Origin of the sequence: Metabacillus sediminilitoris, from assembly GCF_009720625.1 — a bacterium.
Classification (GTDB): domain Bacteria; phylum Bacillota; class Bacilli; order Bacillales; family Bacillaceae; genus Metabacillus; species Metabacillus sediminilitoris.
Map to the genome: position 1 here is coordinate 3,160,806 of NZ_CP046266.1, position 19,585 is coordinate 3,180,390.

Below are 19,585 nucleotides of genomic sequence, written 5' to 3' on the forward strand. Positions count from 1 at the left end.
TCTGCTAAGAATGGGATTAATCCCCTTTATTTCTTTTTTCCAAACACTGGTTTGTTGTCCAATAACACAAGTACGATTTTTTGCGTAATTATGATACAATAAACAATTGAATGCACGAAATAATGCAACGATCTTAATAAAATCTTGTAAGAAGTGGTGTTAATATAAATGAAAACAGTATTATCAACGTTAAATGCAAAATATATCCATACAAGCCTATCCATTCGTTATTTAAAAGCATATGCAGAACATGATTATGACATTGAGCTTGCTGAATATACAATTAAAGACCCACCGATGAACATTGTGACAGACTTGCACACTAAAAAGCCAGAAATTCTTGGATTTAGTTGTTATATTTGGAATATCGAAGAAACGATTAAAGTTATTAAAATGCTAAAAAAAATCAATCCTTCTTTATTGATTGTTCTAGGTGGACCAGAAGTTACCTATGATACAAGAGAATGGATGGAAAAAATACCAGAAGTCGATTTTATTATTATTGGTGAGGGAGAACAGTCATTTAAACAATTATTAGATGAAATACATGGTGATCGAAATTTTGCTGAAGTTAGCGGAATTGCCTATCGTGAAAATGATTCTGTACAGATCAAACCGCAACGAAACAAAGTCGACTTAAAGGAGTTACCATCTCCATTTCACTTTAAAGAGGATCTTCCACACCTTTCAAAACGTGTTACGTACATCGAGACAAGTCGCGGATGTCCATTTAGCTGTCAATTTTGCTTATCTTCTATTGAAGTAGGGGTTCGTTACTTTGATCGGGAAAAAGTAAAAGAAGATATTCGCTTTTTAATGGATAATGGGGCGAAAACGATTAAATTCGTTGATCGTACATTTAATATCAGCCGAAGTTATGCAATGGAAATGTTTCAATTTCTAATAGACGAACACAAACCAGGCGTTGTTTTTCAATTTGAAATAACAGCTGATATTATGAGACCTGAAGTTATTCAATTTTTAAACGATCATGCACCGAAAGGCTTATTCCGCTTTGAAATTGGTGTTCAGTCTACAAATGACTTAACAAATGAACTTGTCATGAGAAAGCAAAACTTTACGAAACTGACTAGAACCGTAACAATGGTAAAAGAAGGACAAAAAATTGACCAGCATTTGGATTTGATCGCTGGTCTTCCTGAAGAAGACTATCATTCCTTTAAGAAAACATTTAATGATGTCTTCGAGCTGCGTCCGGAAGAACTGCAACTAGGTTTCTTAAAAATGTTAAGAGGCACAGGGCTCCGCTTACGTGCAGAAGATCACGGTTATGTTTATATGGACCATTCACCATATGAAATCTTAAAAAACAATGTCCTTTCGTTTGAAGATATGATTAAGATTAAACAGGTTGAAGATGTACTAGAAAAGTTTTGGAATGATCATCGTATGGATGAAACGATTGAATACCTTGTATCCAGAGTGTTTTCTACACCTTTTGATTTCTTTCAAGATTTCGGTACATTCTGGGATCAAAAGGGTTGGACGAGAATTGGCCACCAGTTGGAAGATCTCTACAAGCATCTTTATGATTTCCTCGAGGTTGAAAAAAATGAAGACTTACGTATTGTAAGTGGATTTATGAAATATGACTATTTGCGAAATCAAAAATATAAACCACGTAAGCCATGGTGGGATGATATGTTATCAAAACAAGAAAGAAGTAAAATTTACCGTTCGATTTTAGATAATCCACTCATTCTAGGAAATAAATTTGCAAGTAAGCAATTAACAGAAAAAGATTTATTTAAGCATACAATTGTAGAATCACTGCCATTTAATATTAATCATTATTTAAAAACTGGCCAAATGATTGAGGAAGATTCATTTATCCTTGTTCATTATGATCCAATCCAATTGAAAACAACTGTTTATTCCGCTTTCAGTAGTGAAATTGATTCAAAAGTAAGCTAAAAGTGAGAGATCATTCTCTCACTTTTTTATTTATTTACGTTTTTTTCCTTCTTTTTTCCCTTTGCTTTTATTACCTTCAATTGTTTCATAAAGTTTCGCCGCATTTACGTCGCCAAGTTCATGTCCAAATTCTTCTTTGAGCAAGTCTTTAGATGTAGGTATTTTATGATTTTGCATGTCCTTACTTTTCAAATGTTTTTTTGTCATCTTATTTATTTCCCTTGTTTCCCATGTTTTGAATTGCGGTTGGCGCCCTTCATTGGATCCTGATCATCATTAATTTCTGCAAATTCAGCATCAGGCAGGCTTTCAGTTGGTGTAAAATTATGTTTAATTGCTTGATTTCTCGCTGCTTTTCTTTTCATTATGATTCACCCCGAAGTTTTTATAGTTGATACTTTCTTACCTTTTCCAATATAAAGCTTCTTTACTATAGGTACTAATTGGTATCATGATTTATCCATATGTTCGTATGCGATAAGGACGATATCCTCACCTGTTTCCTGGCGAAGTTTTGCTTCCATTTGAACAAGTGTATCAATCTGTGTTTCCGATAATTGTGCAACTGGAAAGTCTCTTTTCTTTTCCATCATCTCACCTGCCTTCTCCTTTACTTTTTCAATTTCATAATCAAAATATGTGCGGGAACAATAAAGAAAAGCGGAAGCATATTGTACTACTCCGGAGACAGTTAATGAAATAGACTCTTTTCGTAAAGATTGTTGTTTTTAAAACGAAAACTATTTAAGGTTGATTGGAGCAGATTGCGAGACTCCTGCTTAGAGTAGCGGGACAGGTGAGACTCATGCAGGCGTTTACGCCGAGGAGGCTCACCGCCCGCCCCGCGGTCATCGTGCATCTCTCGCTGAAATCAACCACACCGCATTACTTGGTAAGTAGCAACAAAGTATGCGAAAACAGCCATGAAATAAAACAATATAGAGAGGGTGTTAAAATGCCTAAACACAAAAAAATGAATATTTCAATCAATGAAACAATGCCGCACCAAATCAATTCTCCTTCATGGAAAGATACAGGGATTAAAATGAAAGACCCTTTTGTTAATGAGTATGGAGTGGTTATTGGTGATAGTTATTATGATTCTGAGGAATCACCATTAAATAGGTGGAGTGATGAAGTTGATCCAGCGATAATGTCAGGTGATCAATGGGTCCATCCTACGAATGATATCGGTTGGAATACTGCAGAAAACAGAGAGCTGATTGAATCAAAGAAAAAACCAAATGGTGTCCCTTTTACACATCCAGATAAAGACGTAAGCTATAGTAGTGATTGATCACAAGGAAAGGAAACATACAGATATACAGCTTTCAAAAATAGCTAAAGCAAGAAGTAAAGGTATCTGCGTACTTACTCTTGTAATTGAAAAAAGCTGGCAAGTTAATTGCCAGCTCTTCTTTTTTAATTTGAAATAAATTCTTTAAACACTTGCTTTACTTTCGGAACAACATAGTGGCTGCCGCCTTTATTTTTTACATCCTCAATCATCATTGCTATTAAAAGCTGAGGATCATTTGTATTTACACCAATAAACCAGCCATTTTCTTTTCCTTCTTTATCCTCTTTTGACTGCTTCAATTCAGCTGTACCTGTTTTTCCTGCCAGCTGTTGACCTGGAATATGCGGGTCATATGCTGTTCCATTTGGATCTTGTACAACCTTCACTAAATCCTGTAAAAGTAAATCTGCATGTTCAGGTGTTATTACCTGCTCCTTCCATATAGTGGTGTTCGTTTCTGGATTTACTTCCAGGTATGGTTTAATCATATTTCCTTCATTTAAGAATGGTGTGTATGTGGCAGCAAGATGGATAGGACTCATTTGGATTTGTCCTTGACCATAGCCTGAATCTGCTAATAACGGTTCATTATTAAGTCCTTCTGTTGAAATGGTCGACTTATTAGTTGGGAAAGAATAATCTATCTTTTCCTCAAATCCAAACTTCTTTAACCCTTCAGATAATTTATCAGGCCCAATCTCTAATGCTAATTGTGCAAAGAAAATGTTGTCCGAAAACATTAAAGCATTTTCTAAATTTACATTTTCGACTTTACTTGAAACACGTGTCACATAATAATTTCCCCAGCTACTATCCTTTTGCCATGTTAACCCTTTAATAACCTTTGTACGATCCGGACTAAGAGTGCCTGATTCTAAACCGATTGCTGCAGTTACAGGTTTTAGTGATGAGCCTGGTGAAAATGTTTTATTAAATCTAGCCATCATTGGATTTAAAGGATTTTTCTCCAATGAATCATATTTTTCTTTCGACAATCCATAAATAAATTCGTTTGGATTATAGGAAGGGCTACTTACCAACGCTAACGTCTCTCCTGTTTTAGGGTGGATGGCAACGGCCGTTCCTGGTTCACCTTTTAATTGTTCATAAAGAGATGTTTGAAGATCACTATTAACAGTAATTTTAATATCCTCACCATTGACAGGTGATTTTTCAGCTATGACTTTATCTGTCCCATTTACATAAATTTTTGAGCCTGCTTCACCTTTTAAGCGGCTTTCATAAACCTGTTCAAGTCCAGCTTTTCCAATCATTGACTGACTGCTGTATCCTTTGTCTTCTAACTCTTCTAATTGTTCAGCTGTTATGCTTCCAATGTACCCAGTAAGATGTGCTGCTGCTTCACCTACTGGGTAAACTCTAGCTTCCACATCTTGCTTTTGTATAGAAGGAATAGCCATTAGTTGTTCTAAAAGTTTTGTATTCATTGGATCAATTTTCTTAATTGGTACAAATAAATCTGGTTTTACCCAGGATTGATTTAATTTTGCTTCAATTTCTGTGAGCTCTAAACCAAGCAATGTTGAAACCTTTGCAAGCGTTTCTTCTCGATTTTCAGGAATGTTTTGCGGGACAATGCCAATTTCATGTGCAACTCCATTAACGGCAAGACCTTTATCATTCTGGTCAAAGATCTGTCCTCTTACCGCAGGTTGACTTGAAACTCTTACTTTTTCTCCATCTTTTAGCTGCGGAAAGATCATTGATGAGGACCATGTAATATACCAATTTTCTTCTTTATCGATTTCCGCCTTTTTAAGTTCTACATCTTGCTCAAAAGCAACCTCTCCTGCAACTGTATCCATCTTTAATGAAAATGGATAGACAACAGAATCCTGTTTATCCTTTTGTTCTTCTTCAGATGGCTTTTCGAATGTTACTTTAAGGTTTTTAGCTGAAATTCCATCATAGATGTCAGCATAACGTTGGACAAATTCCTCTTGGGTAATCTTTTCTTTTGTAGCTGGTGTCAGCATGTCATACATCTCTGAGAATTTTTGCTCATTCCAAAGTGCTATGTATTTTGAAAAACGGTCACTCGCTGTCGGTTTATCTGTACAGGCACTTAGCACCATCATTGAAATGATAAGTAATAAAACAAACATTAATTTTTTCATTCATATCCCCCTCCTTACATATCGACCCTTACATATTGTACCAGATAATAGACTAGTAATAAAAAAGATTGAAGTTCTAAAATGTGAACCTCAATCCTCTGCATTAGCCAATAATTACTCTTTCTTTCGGATAATGATAGTTGTCCTTCTTACGCTCCTTCGTCCCTAATAAGAAAAGAAACGTTAGGATACCAATTCTACCAATAAACATTAAGATCATAATCACTATTTTTCCGATTATGCTTAAATTAGGTGTTATCCCCATAGAAAGACCTGTCGTCCCGAATGCTGAACAAACCTCAAAGATAATTTGCAGCAATGAAAATGGTTCTGTAATCGATAGGATAAACACAGCTAAAAAGCATATAATGCTTGCCATCATTGTCACAACAACTGATTTATTTAAATCCTCTTCGTGAAGTTCTCGTTTAAAAATCTTTATTGATTTATTCCCTCTTGCGAAATGATAAAGAAATAATAGATTTAACGCAAAGGTAGTTGTTCGAATACCTCCACCAACAGAACTTGGTGATGCTCCTATAAACATCATTGCACACATGATGATAAGCGTTGTTTCCGTATACATACTCACATCCAATGTTGCCATCCCGCCGCTTCTAGTTGTTGTAGATTGGAACAACGAATAAAAAAAGATTTCGTGCCAACTCATACCTTTATAAAAATAGGAATACTCTAAAAAGGCAATTAGGATTGTACCTCCAATAACAAGAGAAAAGAACGTAATTGAGGTGATTTTTGAGAACAAGGAAAAACGATATCTTTTTTGTTTTGAAAATAAGAAATTCTTTACCTCGATTAATACCGGGAATCCAATAGCCCCGAGGATAATTAAACTCATGACGATAAATTGAATAAAATAATCATCTGCAAACGGGATTAATGATTGCCCTGTAAGATCAAAACCGCCATTTGTTGTAGCACTAATTGATAAGAAAAAGCCATGTAAAAAAGCTTCTTCCCATGTTTCGAAATAGGTAAGGAAATAAGTTCCTAAAATCATTCCTCCTAAAAATTCAATAAGAAGGATTAAAATAATAATTTGTTTAATCATATTTACTAGTCCGGATAAACTTGTTAGATTCTGATCTCTCATAATTAATTGCCGTTCTCGTAACCCGATTTTTTTACCTGTAATCAACCATACAAAGGTTGCGAGAGTCATAACACCGATCCCGCCAAATTGCAAAACAAAAGCAAGAATTAATATTCCAGGGACACTAAACGTATCAACGACGGAGATAGATGAAAGTCCAGTCACACTTACTGCACTTACCGCTGTAAATAAGCCATCTATGAACGTCCATTCAACACCTGGTTTATGAGCAATGGGCAAACTTAATAAAATGACTGATACAGTAACAGCAATGAAGTAATAAGATACAATTAATTGCACCGGTGTTAATAATTGCAAACGTAATTTCCATTTTTCCATTTCCTATTCATTCCAATCGTCAATACTCGCTGTCATACAACATTCACTTTATCATAAAGAAAAACCGATTAAAATAAAAGGGGTTTAACGAAAACATTGATTTAATTATAATTTTATCTTTCAATTTATAATAAGCTATGTTAAATGGTATGTTGAAGAATCTTATCATTTATGCTCAAAATAAATGTCCTTCATAGATCTGTAGATAGACTTTCATCTAAATACTTTACCTATTTTTGTCATTCATATCGGAAGTCAGACCTTTGTAAAGGAAATACCTATAATAATCAATAAAGAACATAAAAAAGGATGAAGCAAATTTGCTTCATCCTTTTTTATTTCGCTTCTAAACGGCTAATCCGATCATCTAAATCTGGGTGTGTTGAAAATAAAGACAGCCCTTTTCTACTATTTATTTTCAATGTTGATAATGATGCTTGATCATCATTAACGCGGCTTGTATACTGTTTTAACGAACGAAGGGCATGAATCATCTTGTCCTTACCTGCTATATCTGCTCCGCCTCGATCGGCATGAAATTCACGATATCGAGAAAAGGCAAACACAACAAGACTTCCTAATATGGAGAAGACCAATTGAAAAACAATGACTGCTATAAAATGAACGACAGGTGCCAATTCTTCTTTTACAAAACGAGATACAAACCAAGCAGCAATACGTGATAGAAACACAACAAATGTATTAACAATACCTTGTAATAACGTCATTGTTACCATATCACCATTTGCAATATGGGCAACCTCATGTGCAACAACACCCTCAATTGCATGATCATCCATATTTTGTAAAAGACCAGTTGAAACGGCGACTAATGATCGACGTTTTGAAGGGCCAGTAGCAAAGGCATTTACTTCAGATGACTGATAAATTCCAACCTGAGGCATTTTCGTTAATCCTGCAGCTCTTGACAACCGATGTACTCTATCAACTAAATCACGCTCAACCGGAGAAAGTGACGCTGAAGGATTTAAAACCTTTACCCCCATCATCATTTTTGCCATCCAACGAGACATCAAAAGCGACATAAATGAACCTGTAAACCCAACGACTGCACTAAATATGAGTAAGTTCACAAGATCAAGGCTGCCATTTAACGACTGATATGGAGCAACATTTAAGAGCGATAGTACGATGCCGATTGTCGTTAATACAAGGATATTTGACAAAATGAAAAGAAAAATTCTTTTAGCCATCATTACCTCCATATTCAAGTTCATATGAACTTGTTTTATAATAAAATAATAGAAACTAATTTGTACTATTACAAGCAATTTGATTGATTGTAGTGAACGAACTTATGATGAAGAAATGGAGTCTGTCCTAATTATTATTATCATATGTTGGAAGTTACACGATATGATGATTTATAATATACATTTAAGCCAAAAATGAGGTGTCATCATGCAATTTCAATTAACACGTAAACAAATGACAAATTTATTATATTCATTAAAAGGTGAAGGTCAAGAACCTTCTGCTATTTTAGCAGGATTCGAAGCTTATCAAAGTGACAATAATCAGATCCCTCATTTTTTGTTAAAGCGAAATAAAAAATGGAGCAATCAAGAAAATGGATTGTCGACAAATGAAATCGTATCTCTAGCAAACTTATGTGAGTTGACTTCTCTTACATCGTCATCACTTCAAAATTGGATTAAACGGGATGTCAAAGACCTTATTGGTGCTCCTGAGCTTGGTAAAAAGTATTCGATTGAACAAGTCGCAATGCTTTTAATTGTGAAGGACTTAAAAACCGTTTTTGATTTTGAAAAGATTCGGCAATTACTATCCGTGGTTTTTAATACATTGTCTGATCGGAGTGATGATTTTATGAGTCCGCTTGCGTTTTATGAGATTTATGCGACAGTACTTGATTCATTGGATGAATCCTCATCTTTATCACTAAATGATCGTCAGTTAGAAAATCACATCATTTCAAAAGTACATTTATATAATCGTCAATTTCCAGATCTTTCACAAGAACAATGGGAGCCAATTAAAAATGTTTTAGTCATTACAATTTTAGCGGTTTTAGCTACACATTTACAATTAAGAACACAACTTTATTTAAATACGAATTCTCATTTGATTTTTCCATAACTCTAAAGATTACCAGTATAGAACCCCCCCTTGTATGAAAACTCTATGGATAAGGCTGACCTTACCTTTTGTGAGAACGCACAGATCTTTTTGAATACTTAAGATGATGTCAGTTTATTAAAAATTAGATAAGGGGTGTTTTTTGATGTCTAGAAGTAGAAATAAGTTACTTGTACCAGGAATCGAACAAGCTCTGGATCAAGTTAAATATGAGATTGCTGCAGAATTTGGTGTCCAGCTCGGATCAGATACTGTATCTCGATCAAATGGATCTGTAGGTGGAGAAATAACAAAACGACTAGTAGCACAAGCTCAATCACAATTAAATGGTCAAAGAACTGAATAATATGGCAAAAAGGCTGATCAATTGATCAGCCTTTTTAATTTCATGGATTATCTTAATAATGATTAATCATCATCTCTGTCTCTATCCCTGTCATCCTTATCTCGATCATCATTCCACTTGTTCTCTTGTCTATCGTCATCCCAATTTTCTTCTTTTCGATCGTCATCATCATTCCAGTCGTCACGATCGTTCTTTTTAGATTGATCATTGTTCTGAACATATTTACTGTCTCGATCATCGTCGTCTCGGTCACTTTGATCTTTGTTATTTCTATTATTTTGCTTGTTTTGTTTCTCATCTTCTTTTATTTGTTTAGTTTGCTGATTAGCTTGTTGTTTCGTCTTGTTGTTGTTCAAATTTTGAGCATTTTCTTGTAGTTTCTTTTTTGTTTCTTGAAGCTTCGCTTTCGTATCCGTTTCCTTTTCCTGTACAGGCTGTGGGTTTACATTAGCTGGAGCTGGAGTTGGTGCTTGAGTTGTTTGATTCGTTGATGTTGAACTTTTTTCCGTTTGCTCTTCTTTTACTGCAGGCTCTGTCACTTCTTCATTTTGTTGTTCATCAGCAGCTTTTGCTTTATCTTGAAGTTGTAAGTACTTACCTGTAGAAATTCCTTGGTTCAGAGCTTTTTCTCTTGTTTCAACATTTGATTCAATCGTTTTCACAATCATATCTTCGTTTTCGTAGGATGAACGAATTTCGACAATATCTTTTTCTAGCTTTGTTTGTACTTCCTGATCTTCTTCATCGATAACCGTTGTTATGACAATTTCTTTTCCAGGATAAATATATCCATTTGTTTCTGATTGTTTAACAATGGCGTTAACGATTTCATCGAATGGTTTGTTTTCCCAATCAGAGAGCTTTACAATAAGTCTTTCTGCTTCCTCATTTAAAGGCTCAAGAGAAATGACTTTTAACTCTTCGTTTATTCCAATTTCAAAACTAGGATTTATATCAATCGACATATAGGCATACACTTTGTCATTGTTAAAAAACGGTAGGAATGTAAACATAATAAACATAATAAACATAATGGCAATTGCAGATAAAGCACCTACACGTAAACTAAGATAATTCGTAAAAGATCGCCTTTTTGTTCTCGTTCTAGTTGCAGCCTCTTCACGGTTTTCTATAGAAGCTATAAATGAAATTTCTTCCCCTAATTCATACTTGCCCTCTTTATTTTTCCTTTTTATAAATTGCCCATCTGGGGTGAGCAGTGTTACAAAGTCATCATTTGATTCTACGACGACCCCTCTTTTCATGAATGTAGCACCCCTTTAATATATTCTTTTAAATAGAGGAACTCACCTGAGAGAATAATGGCCATTGCAATAATGTATTTTCTATTTCTCTCAATCGTTTTCCTACTTACTGCTACTTTTGCTTCAAGCTGTTTTACTGGAAGTTGCTTCTTATGGAAAAGAAATTCCCTTAATTCGTCATCTTCAATCAATTTTGTTGCAACTAAGATTGCGTTTTGTCTTGCATCAAAATGTTTTGGAGATTGTTCAACAATTTCAGCAAATGTTAATTTAAAATCCTTTAAACGATGTTGAAAATAAGCTATTTCTTCTTTTCTCTGTTCTTGCTCGATCAATTTTGTATATTCTTCAATCGATAAATCAGACTCAATTTTGCTTTGTGAGAAGTCGCCTTCTTCATGCTCCTGTAAATCAAGATTAAGGGTGTACGGTTTTCGAGCTTCCTTACGAATATAATCGATGACCTTACGTTTTATTACGAGTTCAGCAAAAGCAAATAACGAACTACCTTTATCTGTTGAATATTTTTCAATTGCATCATTGAATGCGATTAAGCCGATACTAAATTCATCATCATTTTCATTTATATATCGTTTGCAAACAGATGAAACTGTTTTTGCAACGAATGGTTTATATTGTTCAATTAGTTGGTTCTGTAAATCCTTGTCACCTTTTTGGATTAAAAGAACGGTATCTTCAAGTGTTTGTTTTTTCTTACCTAATTTAAACAAAAGGCTTAGCACCTGTGGTTCACCTCTGTTTCCCCTATATTACTTTGTCTATCATAGCTAAATTAAATAGGGTTAGCAAAGGAAGAAATATGAAAAAATCTTTCTGTTTTCTACAAATTGAAGACAATTGTTACAAAAATATAGACTTTAGTCCTAATATACACACAAGGACATTTTACATAAATATACAGCTAGTCACCTTATAGGAATGATGTAATCAAAAATGAAATTGAACAAAACAAAACAAATTTTATATTGCTTCTTTTCAAGTTACAACTTCTATTTTTCGTCTTTTTCTGGAATTTTTAAAAATACCACCTTCATCTCTTGCTCTTCATTTGTATGCTTCAATTACATTGTTTCGAAGCAACTTTTCTTATTAAGGGTGTAGGATATAAATAATTATTAAAAAGATGAAATTAGGTATATTGATTTACGTTTTGTTACATAAATGTCATAAAGCAAAATTTTCTTTGGATGATTTTCTTTGTTCTCTTTGATTTTGCAGCGAATTTTCAATAGTTAGAACGCCACATTGTCACTTAAATCAATTCAAAATCATTTTCACATCTACAAATCAAGTTGATGAAAAAGTGTGATACTTCCTCAAAACTGGATATAAAAAAGCGGCGGACCATTGAAAATGATCTACCGCTTTTATTACTATTGATTTTCAACATTTCTAAATGATTGATCACTCTTCTCTTCTAGTCCTTCACCTTCTTTTGAAAAGAACCAGCCGCATACAGCTATTGCTGCCAGGACGATCCAGAATATAATCTTCCATGTTGGAGATTCAATAAAGTGTTTAGATACAATATTCATATCTGGATGTGCCAATGTATATAATGCTAATTTCACACCAACCCAACCAACAATGACAAATGCCGCAGTTTCAAGGTTCGGTTTTTTCTTAAGAAGCTTTACAAAATAGGTTGCTGCAAATCGCATGATCACAATTCCAATAATACCGCCAGCTAACACCACAAGGAATTGACCTCCATCTAGACCACCGATAACTGGAAGATTTGTTGCTGGTAATGTAACGGCTAATGCAACAGCAGCTAAAATGGAGTCAACCGCAAACGCAAGATCTGCAAGCTCAACTTTCAGTACAGTTCCCCAAAAGCCTGACTCTTTTTTCGCTTTTTGTTTATGTTCACCTTTCTTTAATAGAAACTTCTTAACAATATGGTTGATCGAAATGTAAAGAAGATAAATCGCCCCAATTGCTTGAACCTGCCAAACGTTTACTAAGAACGAAATTAAAAATAACGCACCAAAACGTAAAAGAAATGCACCAGCTAACCCATAAAATAATGCTTTTTTCCGCTTTTCATCTGGCAAATGCTTAACCATTACAGCCATCACAAGGGCATTATCAGCTGCTAAAATACCTTCTAACCCAATAAGGACAAGCAGCACCCAACCATACTCGAACAAGATCGAAACCTCCATGATTTCTCCTCCTATGCTAATGTTATTTTCCTTATACCGTTAGCAATAGGAAACAAAAAAAGACCTATGCCAACGACGGCAAAGGTCTTGCTGAGCATGTTTGTAAAGATCCGATCATGCCAACAAAGCCGATGGATAGATATCCATGAAATGACGACTTTGTTTTCAGGTTTTACCCTGAACGCTACTCCCCTTTGAAGGAAGAATATTAAGTTACTTTAATCTTACAAGGCATTTCAAGTTATTGTCAATAAATAAATTTTATTTTTTCATAATTAGGTGTTTTTCTTTTTCACTCAAAAAGTTCTACAATACGATGGATATCACATATTCATGAATACAGACAACCATTGTTTTTAGAGGAGGTTTTACGAGGATGGATTGGCTTCAGGCATTTATATTAGGTGTCATTCAAGGATTAACTGAATTTATACCAATTAGCAGCACTGGACATCTTTATCTTGGACGGAAACTTTTTGGGTTAGAAGAAGCTGGCTTATTTTTAGATACAATGCTTCACATTGGTACACTTATTGCTCTGCTTGTCTTTTACAAGGACATCGTCATAAAGTTGGTCAAAAAACCGTTCAGTCGGTTAACTTTATTGTTGATTGTCGGGACAATTCCAGCTGTCATCGCAGGAGTATTGTTTAGTGATTTCTTTGATGATATTTCAAAAACGGGAGTAACAATTGGCTGGGAATTTCTTGTCACCGGAGTATTTTTATGGTTTGCTGATTCCATTAAAAATGGTGCAAAAAAAATAGACGACCTTTCTCTCTTCGACTCATTTTTTATTGGGAGCTTTCAAGCATTCGCGATTTTCCCTGCTATTTCTAGATCAGGTATGACAATTGTTGGTGCACTCATTCGAAAAATGGACAAAGAAGCAGCAGCGTATTTTTCATTTTTATTATCAATACCAGCAATTTGTGGCGGCGTCATTTTTCAGCTGAAAGATGTTGCATCAGGCAATGTTCCACAAATTAGTTTTCTATCTATGTTTATCGCAACCTTAGCCTCTGCGTTTTTTGGTTACATAGCAGTAAGATTCATGATCTCCTTTGTAAAAAGGAAGTCTTTAAAAATATTTGCCATATATGTATGGATTCTTGGCGGAGTCATAATTGGTTTGCAATGGCTACGGATTTTTTAAAAGTTGCTATGAAGACACGATGCTCGTTCATTTACAGAATTTTGGCTTTCATCTCTTTGATGAAGGCCATTTTGCTTGTTTATTAAAGAATCAACCTAATTTTACCCTTTAAAACATTCTTTTTTGTGGAACTCTTCCTTTCAGCTTTTTTGGAATGTATTACTACTCATGAAAAAGTTTTAGAGGCTTATGCTACATACTAAAAGGAAAATACATTCAACGAAAGCAGGGAATCGTATGCATACGATGTGGAAAGGCTCAATTAGCTTTGGTCTTGTTAACATTCCGATTAAGTTATATGCTGCAACGGAAGATAAAGATATAAAACTTAGAACGCTTCATAAAAAATGCCACACACCTATTCAATATGAAAAAAAATGTCCGAATTGTGATGAAGAAGTACAGACAGATGAAATCGTCAAAGGGTATGAATATGTGAAAGGGAAATATGTTGTCCTTTCTGATGAAGAGCTTCAGGAATTAAAGGATGAGCACGAGGATAAAACTGTTGAAATCATCGATTTTGTCAAAATGGAGGATATTGATCCTATATACTTTAACCGCTCTTACTTTCTTGGACCAGGTGAAAATGGCGGAAAAGCCTATGGATTACTTCGTGAAGCTTTAAATCAATCAGGGAAAATAGGAATTGCTCAAATCACCATCCGTTCGAAACAACAGCTTGCAATGGTTCGAGTCTATCAAAATTGTATAGTGATGGAAACCGTTCATTATCCGGATGAAGTAAGAAATGTAAAAGAAGTACCAAGTGTTCCAGAACAAGTCGAGGTCGGATCAAAAGAGCTGGAAACGGCGATTATGTTAATTGATCAATTAACGACAACCTTTGATCCAGAAAAGTATAAAGATGATTACCGCCTCGCTTTACAGGAATTAATCGAGCGCAAAGTAAACCAAGATGAAGGTAAAACACCAACAGAAGCAGCACCTCGTCAAAATGTTGTTGATTTAATGAGTGCATTGCAAGCAAGTATTGAAAAAACGAAAAAACCTCAAGGAAAAACAAAAGCAAAACCAGCTAAAGTTGCGACTCCTGCAACAAAGGAGAAAGCCGCTGCGCCAACAACATTAGCTAAAAAGACAAAAACAGTACGGAAAAAGGCGTAAAAAAGATGGTGTGTTAAGTTCTAACGAGAGCTTAGCACACTTCTTTGATCGTCAACCGTTCCCCACACTCCTTTACAAGTGAAAAAACACTTAATCACAGTTTCTTTCCTGTTCATTAAGTGTTCCATTTTACATTATTTTACCTTTTCCTGTGCCAGCCATTGTGCTGCCTCGTATAGTGACGAGAAACGGTTATCAGCTAGTCCTTCCTGATCACCTATTAAGATTGTTTTTGTTCCTGCCTTTTTTCCAGCAAAAATATCGACATCCCTATCGCCAATCATATAGCTTTCTTTTAAATCCACTTGATGTTTTTTAGCCAATTGATGTAACATTTCAGGTTCTGGCTTTCTACAAGCACACCCTGCATGCGGTTTATGTGGACAATAGCTAATATCGTCAATTTTTCCCCCGGCCTTGGCAATGTCCTTTTTCATTTTTTCATGAATGGTAATCAGCATTTCTTCCTTCATAAACCCAAGGCCGACGCCACCTTGATTTGTCACAACAAATACTAAAAAGCCGCTATCATTCAATAATTTAATACCTTCTGCAACACCTTCTAACAAATAAAGCTGTTCTGGTCTATTTACAAACTTCACTCGTTTACTTAACACTTCATTAATGACTCCATCACGATCAAGAAAAACTGCTTTTTGCATTTTTATCGCTTCCTTTCATGATTCACGTATTTCTGTCCATATTAATAGTAGGAAAAGAAGAAATGGGAAAATGATTAACAATCTTTTAAAAAGTGGTGACATAGTTGAAACCGATGCTTCCGACTTTACATAGTGAAATCCCCATTGGTCCTGATTGGGTGTATGAAACGAAATATGATGGTTTTCGTGCAATTTTAACGATACATGATATAAGTATCGATTTAATGAGTCGAAATGAAAAACCTTTGAATGACACCTTTCCTGAAATCATCAATGAAATAAAAGGTATTCAGCATAAATTAGAGCCGCACTTACCCCTTACACTAGATGGAGAAATTGTTTATCTCACTTCAAAGCATTTTTCTAATTTCGAGCAGCTGCAAGTGAGAGGACGCTTAAAGAATAACGAGAATATTGTAAAGGCTTCAACTGAATTCCCATGTAAATTTTTAGCATTTGATCTTCTTGAAATAAACGGAGAATCCATCCAATCAGAGCCTTTAAAAACGAGGAAGAATAAGCTCAAAAAGTTTTTCGAAACAGTAAAACTGCCGACAAATGTTGACCCATTACATCCTAATCTTTTACAGTATGTTCCATCTTCAACCCATTATACAACATTGTGGGACGAGATGAGACTCGATAATGGCGAAGGGTTGATTGCAAAACAAGTAAAAAGCAAATGGGAATCAGGTGTTCGTACAAAACAATGGCTAAAAATTAAAAATTATAAGCAGGCATGCTTTTTTATTACCGGCTATGACAAGAAAAATGGTTATTTTCATGTTGGCGTTTTTCATGATGACAACATGATTCCGGCTGGAGTTTTTTCACATGGGATTTCAAGTGAGGAACGTGAAGCATTAATTAAAATTGTCAAAGAAAACAAGAATCGTGAAACAACTGACTTTATCGAGATTGGCCCTGCAATCGTTGTTGAATTACAATTTTTATCCTTATATAAAGAACAGCTGCGCGAACCATCCTTTTTAGCCTTTCGTTTTGATAAACAAGTTGGTGAGTGTACATGGGATCACCTTTTACTATCGACTGCGCCCATCCATAAAGAAGTGATAATTACTCATCCTGACAAACCATTATGGGAAACTACACACCTCATTAAAGAGCATTTTATTAGTTATCTATTTCAAATAGCGCCGTTTATGCTCCCTTTTTTACAAGATCGTTTATTAACTGTCATTCGCTTTCCTCATGGCATGTTCGGTGAAGCGTTTTATCAGAAAAATTGCCCAGATTATGCACCAGACTTTATCAAAACGACAAAACATGAGGACATTGATTATATTATTTGTAATGATTTATCGACTTTACTTTGGTTAGGAAATCAATTAGCTTTTGAATTTCATATCCCTTTTCAAACGATTGACACAGCACATCCAACTGAAATTGTTTTTGATCTTGATCCACCATCTAGAGAATATTTTTCGCTAGCTGTGAAAGCAGCAACAGAAATGAAAAAAGTCTTTGATCAATTTCAGCTGCAAACCTTTCCAAAACTTTCTGGTAATAAAGGTTTACAAATTCATATTCCACTTACAAATAATTCACTTAGCTATGAGGAAACTCGAGTGTTTACATCATTTATAGCTGAATTCCTAGTTACAAGCTTTCCCGATGATTTTACAATCGAACGGATGAAAAAAAATCGTGGAAATCGATTGTATATTGATTATATCCAGCATGCAGAAGGAAAAACAATCATTGCTCCTTATTCACTTCGAGGAAAAAAAGAAGGAGCCTATATTGCAGCTCCATTATTTTGGGAGGAAGTAAATGAAAAACTTTCCGTTGAACAATTTACGATCGACCATGTTCTTACACGTTCCAAATCGATTGGATGTCCATTCAAACAGTACTTTACATCACCACAAGATGAAACATTGCGAACATTAATAAGGGACCTGACTTCAACATAAGTTGGTGTCAGGTCCCTCCTATTTTAACGTTTATCAATAGAATAAATTCGTGCTTCGTCTGATTGTAAGTCGATTGTACCAGCTGACACCTGTTTAGGGTTTTCATCAATTGAAATAATTAATTGTTTGTTCATCTTGTATTCTCTTTTGTCAAGATTTTAAAACATTAGCCATGTTGTTTTCATCACTTACAGAAAGGGCTGGCTTTGGCAATGGGTTCTACTTTAATGGAAGCTTCCCATATCTTATTTTGCTTTTGTACACTCTTGCTTCAAATGGGCGTAAGTCAAATGAAGTGATATCATCAGCTGCAACCTCATAATTACTAATTAATAACTCAGGTGTATTTAGTTCAACATGTGCAGGTAACGTAAATGGTGCTGATTCCCTGCTAAAGTTTGTCACGACTAAAAGTTTTTGATTTTCATATGAACGCGTGTAAGCAAAAATGGTTTCATGGTCTGGTAAAAGTAACTCATAATCACCATAAACAATAATTGTGTGATTTTTTCTAAGTTGAATGATTTTTTTATAATAATGATAGATCGAATTTGTATCATTCACTGCTTGTTTTGCATTGATTTCTTTGTAATTTGGATTTACTCTAAGCCATGGTTCACCTGTTGTAAAGCCAGCATGCTCGCTTTCATCCCATTGAAATGGAGTTCTTGCATTGTCACGGCCTTTTACATAAATCGACTCCATTACCTTTGACAGATCCTCATTACCTTCAATAACCTTTTCATGATACATATTCAAAATTTCGATATCTTTATAATCCTCAATTGAATCAAAGCGGACATTTGTCATCCCGATTTCTTCACCTTGATACACATATGGCGTACCTTGCAGCATGTGAAGGAATGTTACAAGCATTTTCGCAGATTCCACACGATACTCTTTATCATTACCAAAGCGCGAAACCATACGGGGCTGATCATGATTATTTAAATATAAGCTGTTCCAGCCTTCTCCATTTAAGCCGGTTTGCCATTTTGAAATATTATCCTTTAGATCAAGTAGGTTAAGCTTCTTTAAATCCCATTTACCATTTGGACCAGAATCAAGATCCATATGTTCAAATGTAAAGACCATGTTTAATTCTTCACGATCATGACCAGTATAATGTTTTGCATCTTCAACTGTTGCACCTGGCATTTCACCGACTGTGATGATGTCATATTTGGAAAGTACATTCTCGTTCATCTCGTGTAAAAATTCATGGATTCTTGGTCCATTCATAAAGAATTCTGAACCTGATGCATATTTTTTACCGTTGGGGTTAGGTGCATCAGGTAACCCTGTAACTTTCGATATGAAATTAATGACATCCATACGGAAACCATCGATCCCTTTATCTAGCCACCATGTCATCATCTTATACACTTCATCACGAAGTTTTGGGTTTTCCCAGTTAAGATCAGGTTGTTTTTTACTAAAGATATGAAGGAAATACTCATTAGTCGCTTCATCATATTCCCAAGTTGAACCACTGAATGCTGATTCCCAATTATTTGGTTCGTGACCATCTTTACCTGGACGCCAAATATAGTAGTCACGGTATGGGTTATCCTTTGATTTTCTTGATTCAACAAACCATGCATGCTCATCTGATGAATGGTTTACAACTAAATCCATAATCAACCTCATTCCGCGATGATGGATTTCTTGTAATAACTCTTCCCAGTCTTGCATTGTTCCGAACTCATCCATAATATCTTGATAGTCACTAATATCATATCCGTTATCATCATTCGGTGATTTGTATACAGGTGAAAGCCAGATGACATCAATGCCAAGGTCCTTTAAGTAATCAAGCTTTTCCGTTATTCCTTTTAAATCACCAATGCCATCGCCATTACTATCATTAAAGCTTCTCGGGTAAATTTGGTAGATGACACTTTCTTTCCACCATGTTTTTTCCATCGTTATGACTCCTTTTAGGGTTAGTCCCA

At 35.1% G+C, this 19,585-nt stretch carries 18 protein-coding genes and 1 riboswitch; of the genes, 7 read left to right on the plus strand and 11 right to left on the minus strand.

What is annotated here, in order from left to right; genetic code table 11:
* Positions 1 to 168 precede the first annotated feature (168 nt).
* A complete protein-coding gene (locus tag GMB29_RS14970) occupies positions 169 to 1,935 on the plus strand; it encodes a B12-binding domain-containing radical SAM protein (protein WP_136356681.1) in 1,767 nt (588 codons plus the stop codon).
* A 30-nt stretch (positions 1,936 to 1,965) separates the two neighbouring features.
* On the opposite strand, the gene GMB29_RS27050 is transcribed toward GMB29_RS14970, so the two are convergent.
* The 3 genes from GMB29_RS27050 to GMB29_RS14975 all read right to left on the minus strand — a co-directional run bounded on the left by GMB29_RS27050 (position 1,966) and on the right by GMB29_RS14975 (position 2,525).
* A complete protein-coding gene (locus GMB29_RS27050) occupies positions 1,966 to 2,142 on the minus strand; it encodes a hypothetical protein (RefSeq protein WP_168733918.1) in 177 nt (58 codons plus the stop codon).
* Positions 2,143 to 2,147: 5 nt separating this feature from the next.
* On the minus strand, positions 2,148 to 2,300 hold the full coding sequence (locus GMB29_RS27055) for a hypothetical protein (protein ID WP_168733919.1): 153 nt from the start codon (positions 2,298 to 2,300) through the stop codon (positions 2,148 to 2,150).
* Between the two features lie 84 nt (positions 2,301 to 2,384).
* On the minus strand, positions 2,385 to 2,525 hold the full coding sequence (locus GMB29_RS14975; protein WP_168733920.1) for a hypothetical protein: 141 nt from the start codon (positions 2,523 to 2,525) through the stop codon (positions 2,385 to 2,387).
* 365 nt (positions 2,526 to 2,890) lie between these two features.
* On the opposite strand from GMB29_RS14975, the gene GMB29_RS14980 reads away from it, so the two are divergent.
* Entirely contained in the window at positions 2,891 to 3,232 is a 342-nt protein-coding gene (locus GMB29_RS14980; RefSeq protein WP_136356682.1) for a DUF3905 domain-containing protein, read from the plus strand.
* A 125-nt stretch (positions 3,233 to 3,357) separates the two neighbouring features.
* On the opposite strand, the gene GMB29_RS14985 is transcribed toward GMB29_RS14980, so the two are convergent.
* The 3 genes from GMB29_RS14985 to htpX all read right to left on the minus strand — a co-directional run bounded on the left by GMB29_RS14985 (position 3,358) and on the right by htpX (position 8,040).
* The gene (locus GMB29_RS14985; protein ID WP_136356683.1) at positions 3,358 to 5,373 is read right to left on the minus strand and encodes a penicillin-binding transpeptidase domain-containing protein; all 2,016 of its coding nucleotides are present in this window, start codon (positions 5,371 to 5,373) and stop codon (positions 3,358 to 3,360) included.
* A gap of 103 nt (positions 5,374 to 5,476) precedes the next feature.
* Positions 5,477 to 6,826, minus strand: a complete 1,350-nt coding sequence (locus tag GMB29_RS14990) for a TrkH family potassium uptake protein (protein WP_136356684.1) — start codon at positions 6,824 to 6,826, stop codon at positions 5,477 to 5,479.
* 335 nt (positions 6,827 to 7,161) lie between these two features.
* Positions 7,162 to 8,040, minus strand: coding sequence for a protease HtpX (gene htpX / locus GMB29_RS14995; RefSeq protein WP_136356685.1), 879 nt, complete (start codon positions 8,038 to 8,040; stop codon positions 7,162 to 7,164).
* A gap of 208 nt (positions 8,041 to 8,248) precedes the next feature.
* Here htpX and GMB29_RS15000 point away from each other — a divergent pair, with 208 nt between their 5' ends.
* Both GMB29_RS15000 and GMB29_RS15005 read left to right on the plus strand, forming a co-directional pair.
* A complete protein-coding gene (locus tag GMB29_RS15000) occupies positions 8,249 to 8,947 on the plus strand; it encodes a DUF1836 domain-containing protein (RefSeq protein WP_319941366.1) in 699 nt (232 codons plus the stop codon).
* Between the two features lie 145 nt (positions 8,948 to 9,092).
* A complete protein-coding gene (locus GMB29_RS15005) occupies positions 9,093 to 9,293 on the plus strand; it encodes an alpha/beta-type small acid-soluble spore protein (protein WP_136356687.1) in 201 nt (66 codons plus the stop codon).
* 62 nt (positions 9,294 to 9,355) lie between these two features.
* Here GMB29_RS15005 and GMB29_RS15010 read toward each other — a convergent pair whose 3' ends face one another.
* The 3 genes from GMB29_RS15010 to GMB29_RS15020 form a co-directional block, all read right to left on the minus strand.
* Positions 9,356 to 10,558 (minus strand): anti-sigma-I factor RsgI family protein, encoded by a 1,203-nt coding sequence (locus tag GMB29_RS15010; RefSeq protein ID WP_136356688.1) that lies wholly within the window; start codon positions 10,556 to 10,558, stop codon positions 9,356 to 9,358.
* Positions 10,555 to 11,301, minus strand: coding sequence for an RNA polymerase sigma factor SigI (sigI, locus tag GMB29_RS15015; RefSeq protein WP_136356689.1), 747 nt, complete (start codon positions 11,299 to 11,301; stop codon positions 10,555 to 10,557). Before sigI ends, GMB29_RS15010 begins: the two co-directional genes overlap by 4 nt.
* 651 nt (positions 11,302 to 11,952) lie before the next feature.
* A complete protein-coding gene (locus tag GMB29_RS15020; protein ID WP_136356690.1) occupies positions 11,953 to 12,747 on the minus strand; it encodes a TerC family protein in 795 nt (264 codons plus the stop codon).
* 92 nt (positions 12,748 to 12,839) lie between these two features.
* Positions 12,840 to 12,952, minus strand: a riboswitch (yybP-ykoY riboswitch).
* Positions 12,953 to 13,123: 171 nt separating this feature from the next.
* Between GMB29_RS15020 and GMB29_RS15025 the strand changes: the two genes are divergently transcribed.
* Positions 13,124 to 13,903, plus strand: a complete 780-nt coding sequence (locus tag GMB29_RS15025; protein ID WP_136356691.1) for an undecaprenyl-diphosphate phosphatase — start codon at positions 13,124 to 13,126, stop codon at positions 13,901 to 13,903.
* A gap of 237 nt (positions 13,904 to 14,140) precedes the next feature.
* On the plus strand, positions 14,141 to 15,031 hold the full coding sequence (gene ku / locus GMB29_RS15030) for a non-homologous end joining protein Ku (protein WP_136356692.1): 891 nt from the start codon (positions 14,141 to 14,143) through the stop codon (positions 15,029 to 15,031).
* Positions 15,032 to 15,165: 134 nt separating this feature from the next.
* Here ku and GMB29_RS15035 read toward each other — a convergent pair whose 3' ends face one another.
* Complete coding sequence (locus tag GMB29_RS15035; RefSeq protein WP_136356694.1) at positions 15,166 to 15,693, minus strand: D-glycero-alpha-D-manno-heptose-1,7-bisphosphate 7-phosphatase; 528 nt, start codon at positions 15,691 to 15,693, stop codon at positions 15,166 to 15,168.
* Between the two features lie 113 nt (positions 15,694 to 15,806).
* On the opposite strand from GMB29_RS15035, the gene GMB29_RS15040 reads away from it, so the two are divergent.
* Positions 15,807 to 17,630 carry a DNA ligase D gene (locus GMB29_RS15040; protein WP_227551751.1) on the plus strand — a complete coding sequence of 608 codons (1,824 nt, stop codon included), beginning with the start codon at positions 15,807 to 15,809 and terminating at the stop codon, positions 17,628 to 17,630.
* A gap of 219 nt (positions 17,631 to 17,849) precedes the next feature.
* Here the strand turns inward: GMB29_RS15040 and GMB29_RS15045 are convergent, their stop codons facing one another.
* Positions 17,850 to 19,556, minus strand: a complete 1,707-nt coding sequence (locus tag GMB29_RS15045; RefSeq protein ID WP_136356698.1) for a glycoside hydrolase family 13 protein — start codon at positions 19,554 to 19,556, stop codon at positions 17,850 to 17,852.
* Between the last annotated feature and the right edge of the window lie 29 nt (positions 19,557 to 19,585).